Raw genomic sequence first — 8,008 nt, 5'->3', positions numbered from 1 at the left:
GATAAAAGTGGGTAAATGCGCCCTTCATTTCATTCCGGGAAAACTCCGCTTCGCTACGTTTGATATTGCTCGCTTTGTTTTTTGACTCTATGATGATGTTTGATTATTGATCATCACGGTTTAATACTATGTCAGATATTCAAGAAAAGAAAGATGCAGTTTTAAAGAAGCTCACTAAAGCACAGCAGAAGAAGTTATCTCTACAAGAGCAAATTGAGTATTTGAAAAAAGAACAAGAGCAGATCTTAGAACAGGCAAAACAGAAACAGAATGAGCTTAAACTTAAGCAGCAAAAACTTTTAAGTGAAGCCAAAGCTCAAGAACGGAAAAATGAAACTAGACGGAAAATTTTGCTTGGCGCTTGGGTTTTGAATAAATTTAAGAATGATGAATCTTTTAAACATCAATGGGCTGATTTTGAGCAGTTTTTAAGTGCGGAAAGTAAGACAGAAGAAAATAGACAGAAAGATAAAGAGCTTTTTAATGATCTTTTTAAGGGATAAGTTCTAAATTTCATATAAGAGATTTTATGTTAAATAAAGGTTAACTACTATGAAATGCTAATGTTTGTATTACAGGAGAGGTAGCTCAATTTGTTTGAACAACTAAAAGCTTATTTAAAGTTGAAATTGGCGTAAAATATATAAAACACTCACTTTGTTGAACTGGTATTTTAAGAATGCGAGATGGTATTTACTTCCTTGAATTTCAAGATAATTTTAATGATTTTGGTAATGGAGTTTTTGTAGTACAAAATAATATAATAAATGGTGGAAACTATGCATTTTCCTTTCAAGGTGAAATCATTAATCAAAAATCGAAAGTTATTATAAAACAACATGATAATAGTATAGAAAAAGCTATAAATGAAACTTTAAATGTATCTATTAAAAAGACGAATTATGATTATGAATTATTAGGGAGTATTACTAATAGACCTAATTTAGTCGTTTATATAAAAGCAAAATTTATAGGTGACTTATTTCTAAAATTAACATAATACACGTTATGCGAAGTCAAAAATGGGAGCTCTAAGCTCCCATTTTTAGTCTTTAATGCGCTTTTTCGCTTCGTCATAAACTATGCTGTCAGCTCGTTTCCCAACCGTAATGAGCAAGATAACTACCTGATCATCTTTAACTTGATAAACTAGTCGGACTCCAGCCTTTAATAATTTAATTTTGTAGCAACCTGCAAGATCACCTCTAAGCATATTCTTTGGAATATGTGGCTGCTCTATGACCTTGGCAAGTTTTTTCTTAAATTGATCTCTTATAGCACTAGGAAGCTTTTCCCATTCAGCTGTGAAGTCCTTATGACGTAAAAGCTTATAAGTCATCTAAAGTAATTTCCTCAAACATTTCTTTAGGATCATTAATACGTTTACGAACAATCGCTAATAGCTCGGTATCCTCTTCTGAGAGTAAGGCTTTTTGTACAGGGAGTTTCCCAGTCGCTGCAATGTATTCAAGGACATTTGTAAAAAACTCAGTAGGTGCAATACCTTGTTCTCTTAGAACTGAATAAGATTTTTCTTTAAGGGCTTCATCGACCCTGAAGTTAACAGTAGCCATTATTTTTCCCATTTATTGAATGCATAGGAATATTGTAATGCAAGTTGCATTACGTGGCTAGTTCGTATAATCCGTATTATGTTAATTTCAGAGAAACTATTACAAATAGAATATTACTTTTATATTCTCAAATGAGCCGCTATCTTTCTTAAAAAATACTATAAATAACTGTTATTACTGATTATTATTTTTTAAATCAGGGCGAATTTTATAAATATTATTTTGGAGTTCAAAAATATGACTGAGAGCTTTTCCTATCAGTAAGATATTTTCTCTATTTTCTAGTGATGGATCTGATTGAATCTTACTAGGAATACTGTCTAATAATATTGCAGCTTGATACAAATCATCATTTATTTTTTTTAATTGATCCATTTTTCTCTTCTATATATGTTGGTAAGGATCCCAATCATATTACATTGAGATCCTGATTTATTAGGCCGTGGTATATCTTGTTGTAGCTTCTCTAGTTTCTGAACTAAAAAGGTTTAATAATCTATCCGATGATGGTACAGGAAGATTTGGTGGATTCCAATCACCTGTAGTGATGCATGTATTTAAAGAGTTTCCACACTCTGACATTCCACCGCTACCAGCAGACCCATAGACATCAATACAGTCTGCATAATATTCTGCACACATCACAATTCTTTCGTTAAATAATATGAAGGCGTTGTAGGATCATATGCAAGAGCAAGACTACTAGTTATTATTGTACTAATTAGAACTATTTTTTTTAAGAACATAAGAAAATTGCAAAAGTGCATATTCTAAAAGCGGACATTTTTACTTTGGAGAAACCGGACATTTCTACTTTGGGCTTACATCTAAGTTTCGTATAACCGCCATTATGTTAAATGGAGGTTAGATTGGTGGAAAACTCCAGTTTTTGAAACTTCAAATAGAAGCTCTTTCGTTCAATTAGTAATTGTAATTTCTATATAAATTTATATTCTATTGAATAATTATTTCATAAATTCTCCTATCATATTTGGCTGCATATGTAGCTACTTCTTGATTAATCTTTTTATGACTTTTATCTACATATGAAAAGATTATTGAATCCTCATTATGCTGCTCATAGTTGATGGCGTATTTATATTCCGAATAAGGATAAAGAGTACCTAAGCTATAAGTTTTTTGAGCACTGATATAAGTTATTTTAAGATCTGTGATTGGGGCATTGGTCCAATTTTTAATAGAAATATATCCATTCTTTTCTAATGGTTGGCATCCTATAATTAAAACTAATGCAAGACAGTAAAATAGGCTATTCTTCATTTTGGTAGTTCTGTTCAATTGGTCTTATGAGTCGACTAATAACTATAACTTTTGAGGTATCACAGCTAGGATCTACTTCAGTTATCCAAGAATAATTATTTTTTTCTAGAGGATAGGATTCTCCGCCTCCATATGCTGCTTTATCACCTAAAAAATAAGTATCCGAATCTACTTTTAGGCTCTTAGTTTCCATATCCCAATCTAGAGTTTTTGTAGCAAAAATTGGCAGAACTTTAGATCCATCAGCATGTTCTAGGTATAGGCATTTACCTTCCCTAATAAGCTTAGCCTCACTATAACTTGCATTATCTGCTCCCCCCGTATATTGAATACGTGGAACAACTATATTTGATTCAATTTTTTCTGTAACTGGACTACAGGCTGCAAGTAAACTTAATAAAATAAATTCTAATCTTTTCATATTAAAGGAATTTTTTGATAAAATCATAATAGAGAAATTAAAGCAAATTATTCCAAAAGGCTCTGATTAAAAATTGTTAAAATTAATAGATATATGAGATAAAATTATGAAAAAATTTTTATATTTTAATTTCTTAGCAATTATTTTGACCTACGTATCTTTGCTTTATCAAAAAAATATATTAGTTGACCGCATAGTTGTAGATAAGCTTGGAGAAGTTGAAGTCATAGCTGGGGGATTTCCTCTACAGTTCCTTATAGATGGTGAAACCTCTCCAGTCGGAAGTATAAGTATCAATCCTTTATTTATTTTCATCGGCATGGATCAATTTGTTTTTCTCAATTTTTTTATTGATTATTTATTTTGGATAAGTATTTTATTTGCTTTTTCTATGATTGTGAAAAAGTACAGAATTGTATAGATCTCCTAAAATTAACATAATACGCGTTATACGAAATACTGTTTTTTATTCGATATAAATCATAGTTTTATATTGATGTTGAAAGCCCAAGTATGTGTACTTGGGCTTTTTTAATGATTACTCACGTTCCACGCTCAATAAACAAGCAATGTTCCACACTTTTGTTTAGCTAAAAACAACAATAAAACCTTACTCATCTGTAAAAACTGCCCGAGCTAAACGGCCCAATAATCCCCTTTTTTTAGGTTCCGGTTCAACGTGTTTAGGAATAGGTATACGCTTGTTGTCTTCCCCAGGAGTAGTCAATGCGTCATAGTTCGACTCAATCTCTGGCCGAGGATCTGTTGCTATATTTAGATTAGTAGATTCATTTAGCTTATTAGTATTTTCTTGTTTTGGCTGTTCTAAGGTGCCTTTAAACTCAATTCTATGAGTTAGATCTTCAATATGTTGCATCAAAGACTTTTCTCTTTGATTTGCTAAATCTAACTGATTTTTAAGTAAAGTAATCTGATCTTTTAGAACATTTTCGATTTCGGACTGTATGCGTACAGGTGCATCCTTCTGGACTTGTTCAATACGTGTACTGGACTGAACACCAGTTGGATTTCCATAAACTCTTATTAATTCCGATAGGTCTATGAGTCCATCACTATCCCTTGATAATTCACCATTTTTTATAGCTTCATAAATTGTTGTTCTAGACTTTTTAAAGGCTTTACTGGCGTCCATAACGCTGAATTTTGTTGTGTTCAATGGTGTCCCTCAGTACGTGTACAGGGATGTTCATATGAACATCCGATCTAAACATGAAGTTTATTTTGCATTAAAGCCTACTTTCTCTAGATATGGCAGTAGCTCCTCAAATTTTTGTAGATCTTTTAGCATTTCAGAAATTCGAACTGCGAACTGCGAGTAGCTTTCAGTACCTTGAGAATATTTATTCATTTCTGGAAGCTCAGATAGCTTATTAGCAAAAAAATGTCGCTGCGCATCAGTAAATTTTGAGAAAATCTCAAGAGTAGTTTGCTTTTTATTGTTAGCTATAACGACTTTTTTCTGTTTAAAGGTAAATGAAAAGCCAGAAATATTACGTCCCTTTTTATGTTGCTGACATTGGACCTTAATATCTGTATGTTCATTAATTTGAGCAATAGCCAAATTTAATACTCGGTCTTTGAAATTCCCCATTCTTGTATATTCATCATCAAGAACACCTATTTTTTTCCTGAACTCTGCTAGTTCAATAATAGGAGTTTGGCCTGTACTGCGCCAAGCTATTAACAATTCATATAACCGCACAGCATACGCACTGCTGAGATTACTAATTTGTTGTAATTCATATTTAGTAAATTGCTCTTCTAAACGTGTAATAAGTGGGACGATTGCAGGAGCAAATATTAACTTCACGGTTGCTTCATCATCGATATATCTAATCTCGCTGACCCAGCGGCTTAAAACATTTTCTACATTTCCTCTCTTATTGATTTCTTGATAGCTAAATTGGCGTACGAATAGATCTTTACAAGCATCTTTTAACGCTTGGTACGCTGTTTGTCTTGCAACATTAAATTGATTTACATAGCTCTCAGCATGGACTTCTAATGGATCATTGGCATTAATGCCTCGACCACTATCTCTTGCTTCAACAATAGCTAATAAGATTAAACGCTGTTCTACTAAATCTAAGTTATAACTCGCATTAATTAATGCATTATCTTTAACTACTAAATCCCGCACTTTATTTATCTATCTTATTAGTTATGAATATAAGTCTATATTAATAAATCTGTAGATTAATGCAAGGTAAACGTGGTTAAATCTACAAGATAAACAAGGTAGACTTATGGTAGGTAAACGTAGTCATATTGGTAGGTAAACGTAGTCATATTGGTAGGTAAACGTAGTCATATTGGTAGGTAAACGTAGTCATATGAAGTCTAGAAGCCTTTATTTACAAGGCTTTCAGCTTACCTAAAAGCATTTAAAAACTTTAAAAATAATTAAAAGCCCAGGGAATGAAAAATTGCCCTTGGTTTTCGCTACGCTCAAACTCTATTGAACTTCGCTTTCGCTCAGTTCGTAGGGGCAATTTTTGGCTTAAAATTTCGTGACTTTTTAAAAAAGAAAAGCAACTAGGAATTCGCTTCGCTCATAGAACTTTTTCACTCGCTTCGCTCGACATAAAGCCACCGTAATCAGTTCGCACCCATTCGGGATGCTCTGATTCTGAGTTCTTGATACACAGGGGAGCCTGTAATCAGGGAAAAACAAGTGAAAAAATTTAGATCCCTGTAGTTCGCTCGTAGACACTCGCTAAATGCTCTCATTTGCGATTTAAGAGTTTTTTCTTAACTCAACTATAAATCTACTGTGGTTTAGCAAAACATCGCTAAAAACCCTATTTTTTTGCGTTTAAACAGCATTCACCAAGGTCGGTAATCGTTTTTATTTTCATTTTCTGGTTTTTTAGGCTCATTTTTTTGCTGTTTTTCCAATTCTTGCCGTCTTAGAAATGCCAAATGTTCTCGTTCGCGTCTATCTTGTTCATAGCGTTGTTCTCTTTGCTCTCGTTCTTTACGTAATTGCTCTCTAAATTCACTTTCTCTGCGATCATTTTCAATTTTTCGTTGGCGATCCACTTCCGCTTGGCGTACTTGCTGCATTCTTTCTTGTTCAATTTTGAGATCATCTGCCCGTTTTTCGACAAGGATAGGTTTCATATCATCATTAAAATCATGCAGGGTATCGAAAGAGTGAACGTACTCTCGTTTTAGCTTTTGCCAGAAAGTGGGTTTTATCGTTGGTCGTTCAATCCCATTATTTTCCAGTATCTCTGAGCATTGGCCTAAGCGTTTGACGACATTCTCAATATCGTATTCTTTAGCAAGTTGTTCGACCTCGGTTGCGTATTCTCTCCAGTTCTCATTTTTTGCCTGTTCTACTGATTTTTCAGTCGCATAAAAATCAGGTTTTTTTATATCTCTGTAAGTATGATGGTAAGAGTCATAAAACAAATTATCGTTACGTAGGTAAAAATCGCTTTTGTTTTCTGCTAACCATCGTTTTGTCTTGGTGAGATTTGATTCAATCTGTTTTTGATTATTAGCAGCATTGCTTTGAATGGTGTAAAACTGACTAGCAAATTCTGCATAAATATCCTGGCAACGAATGAAGTCATCATATGCGTTGTCAATCTGTTGAACCTGTTGTTCTTGCAGGCGTTCTTCTTCTAGGTTGAGATGTTCTAATTCTGCTAAAAGCTCTTTTTCTTCTGCTTCGGTTAACTGAAGTTCGTTCTCTAGTTGGGTAATCTGATCTTCTAATCGACTTGGAACAATAATTTCTTGATCAAGGCCCTTGATGATCTGTTGGTATTCTCGTGCAGCATCTAAATTTTTGGCTTTGATGGCTTCATTTTCAAGTGCAATTCTTGGTAGCACAATTTCAGTGTTACGTTCGTCAAGCGGTCTTTTTTGTTCCTCATCATATTGTCTGCGAAGTGCTGTAGCTTCATGCCCTTCATGATGAGTGGGTTCAAGAAAGTCTAAGCCCTGATCCTTGTAACTCCGGTGGTCGATGCGTTCGTCTAGTCCGGCATTTTCCAATACTGTGTTTACAACATTGGCAAAAGTTGCTCGGCTGTCCTTCAGGATCTCGGGACCATGGTCGTTGAAGATTCTTTGTTTCTTTCCTAATTCGCCTTTTTCATTGATGAGTCTGGTCGTGAACATCATGTGTACGTGATAGTTTTTATTATTGGTTTCATCGTTATGTTCATGTGGTGCATGGATGCAGGCATCGACAATAACATTGTGCTTGTTCACAAAGTCTCGGCAAAAGTCATCAACGATTTTTATGCGTTCTGCATCTGTTAATTCATGTGGTAAAGCACAGATATATTCTTTGGCGAGTCGTGCATTGGCTTTCATTGAGCCATTGGCATTGAATTCTTTTTTTTCTACTGTATTCCAAAGTGTTTGACGGTCTAAAAGTTTTGTATTGGTATGTTCTGGTGCATAAATATTTTTGTATTCAAGTCCCTTTTTTTTAGTGTAGTCCTGAGTCTTTCCAAAAGTCAGATCCTCTAATTTTTCACAGGCACGATAAGCAGCACAAGCAACGGCTGAACGTCCGTCACTTCGTGAGATGTTGCTTTCATTCAAATGAAAAATTGCCACTTTAAAAACCTAAATTTCTGCATACCGTGGTTTTGATTTTTGCAACTTTGAAAAAGTTGCTGACCATGCTAAAGCGAGGTCATGGGGTACAGGGGTTTCCCCTGTCGCAACGTCCACTTTTGAATGAAAT

General features: G+C 34.2%; 11 protein-coding genes. 3 read left to right on the top strand and 8 right to left on the bottom strand.

The genetic code is table 11. The features are described from left to right. The first annotated feature begins 128 nt into the window (after window positions 1-128). Window positions 129-503, top strand: coding sequence for a hypothetical protein (locus LXF01_RS17455; RefSeq protein ID WP_086322809.1), 375 nt, complete (start codon window positions 129-131; stop codon window positions 501-503). Between the two features lie 176 nt (window positions 504-679). After that, window positions 680-1,000, top strand: coding sequence for a GrlR family regulatory protein (locus LXF01_RS17450; protein WP_179997607.1), 321 nt, complete (start codon window positions 680-682; stop codon window positions 998-1,000). Between the two features lie 45 nt (window positions 1,001-1,045). On the opposite strand, the gene LXF01_RS17445 is transcribed toward LXF01_RS17450, so the two are convergent. From LXF01_RS17445 to LXF01_RS17425, 5 genes are all read right to left on the bottom strand, one after another. Continuing rightward, window positions 1,046-1,339: a type II toxin-antitoxin system RelE family toxin gene (locus tag LXF01_RS17445; RefSeq protein ID WP_074947749.1), complete on the bottom strand. Its 294-nt coding sequence runs from the start codon at window positions 1,337-1,339 to the stop codon at window positions 1,046-1,048. Continuing rightward, window positions 1,329-1,574, bottom strand: a complete 246-nt coding sequence (locus tag LXF01_RS17440; protein WP_111885987.1) for a type II toxin-antitoxin system RelB/DinJ family antitoxin — start codon at window positions 1,572-1,574, stop codon at window positions 1,329-1,331. Before LXF01_RS17440 ends, LXF01_RS17445 begins: the two co-directional genes overlap by 11 nt. Window positions 1,575-1,748: 174 nt before the next feature. Continuing rightward, a complete protein-coding gene (locus tag LXF01_RS17435) occupies window positions 1,749-1,949 on the bottom strand; it encodes a hypothetical protein (RefSeq protein ID WP_163146734.1) in 201 nt (66 codons plus the stop codon). A gap of 579 nt (window positions 1,950-2,528) precedes the next feature. After that, the gene (locus LXF01_RS17430; protein WP_005108845.1) at window positions 2,529-2,855 is read right to left on the bottom strand and encodes a hypothetical protein; all 327 of its coding nucleotides are present in this window, start codon (window positions 2,853-2,855) and stop codon (window positions 2,529-2,531) included. Next, window positions 2,845-3,303, bottom strand: a complete 459-nt coding sequence (locus LXF01_RS17425) for a hypothetical protein (protein ID WP_233945589.1) — start codon at window positions 3,301-3,303, stop codon at window positions 2,845-2,847. The genes LXF01_RS17430 and LXF01_RS17425 overlap by 11 nt, the downstream gene beginning before the upstream one ends. 79 nt (window positions 3,304-3,382) lie before the next feature. On the opposite strand from LXF01_RS17425, the gene LXF01_RS17420 reads away from it, so the two are divergent. Continuing rightward, a complete protein-coding gene (locus LXF01_RS17420) occupies window positions 3,383-3,697 on the top strand; it encodes a hypothetical protein (RefSeq protein WP_005108843.1) in 315 nt (104 codons plus the stop codon). A 189-nt stretch (window positions 3,698-3,886) separates the two neighbouring features. On the opposite strand, the gene LXF01_RS17415 is transcribed toward LXF01_RS17420, so the two are convergent. The 3 genes from LXF01_RS17415 to mobQ form a co-directional block, all read right to left on the bottom strand. Next, window positions 3,887-4,453: a plasmid replication DNA-binding protein gene (locus LXF01_RS17415; RefSeq protein ID WP_233945591.1), complete on the bottom strand. Its 567-nt coding sequence runs from the start codon at window positions 4,451-4,453 to the stop codon at window positions 3,887-3,889. A 60-nt stretch (window positions 4,454-4,513) separates the two neighbouring features. After that, window positions 4,514-5,437 carry a replication initiation protein RepM gene (gene repM / locus LXF01_RS17410; RefSeq protein WP_005174434.1) on the bottom strand — a complete coding sequence of 308 codons (924 nt, stop codon included), beginning with the start codon at window positions 5,435-5,437 and terminating at the stop codon, window positions 4,514-4,516. A gap of 686 nt (window positions 5,438-6,123) precedes the next feature. Next, a complete protein-coding gene (gene mobQ, locus LXF01_RS17405; protein ID WP_233945590.1) occupies window positions 6,124-7,878 on the bottom strand; it encodes a MobQ family relaxase in 1,755 nt (584 codons plus the stop codon). Window positions 7,879-8,008 lie beyond the last annotated feature (130 nt).

The organism is Acinetobacter sp. SH20PTE14 (assembly GCF_021391555.1).
Taxonomy (GTDB): Bacteria; Pseudomonadota; Gammaproteobacteria; order Pseudomonadales; family Moraxellaceae; genus Acinetobacter; species Acinetobacter amyesii.
This window is presented reverse-complemented; position numbering and strand designations above follow the sequence as displayed.

Excerpts from the sequence above, each read along its gene's own strand:
- LXF01_RS17420 (WP_005108843.1), top strand. The coding sequence starts at position 3,383 with ATGAAAAAATTTTTATATTTTAATTTCTTAGCAATTATTTTGACCTAC.
- LXF01_RS17425 (WP_233945589.1), bottom strand. The coding sequence starts at position 3,303 with ATGATTTTATCAAAAAATTCCTTTAATATGAAAAGATTAGAATTTATT.
- LXF01_RS17430 (WP_005108845.1), bottom strand. The coding sequence starts at position 2,855 with ATGAAGAATAGCCTATTTTACTGTCTTGCATTAGTTTTAATTATAGGA.
- LXF01_RS17455 (WP_086322809.1), top strand. The coding sequence starts at position 129 with ATGTCAGATATTCAAGAAAAGAAAGATGCAGTTTTAAAGAAGCTCACT.
- LXF01_RS17450 (WP_179997607.1), top strand. The coding sequence starts at position 680 with ATGCGAGATGGTATTTACTTCCTTGAATTTCAAGATAATTTTAATGAT.
- LXF01_RS17440 (WP_111885987.1), bottom strand. The coding sequence starts at position 1,574 with ATGGCTACTGTTAACTTCAGGGTCGATGAAGCCCTTAAAGAAAAATCT.
- LXF01_RS17445 (WP_074947749.1), bottom strand. The coding sequence starts at position 1,339 with ATGACTTATAAGCTTTTACGTCATAAGGACTTCACAGCTGAATGGGAA.
- LXF01_RS17435 (WP_163146734.1), bottom strand. The coding sequence starts at position 1,949 with ATGGATCAATTAAAAAAAATAAATGATGATTTGTATCAAGCTGCAATA.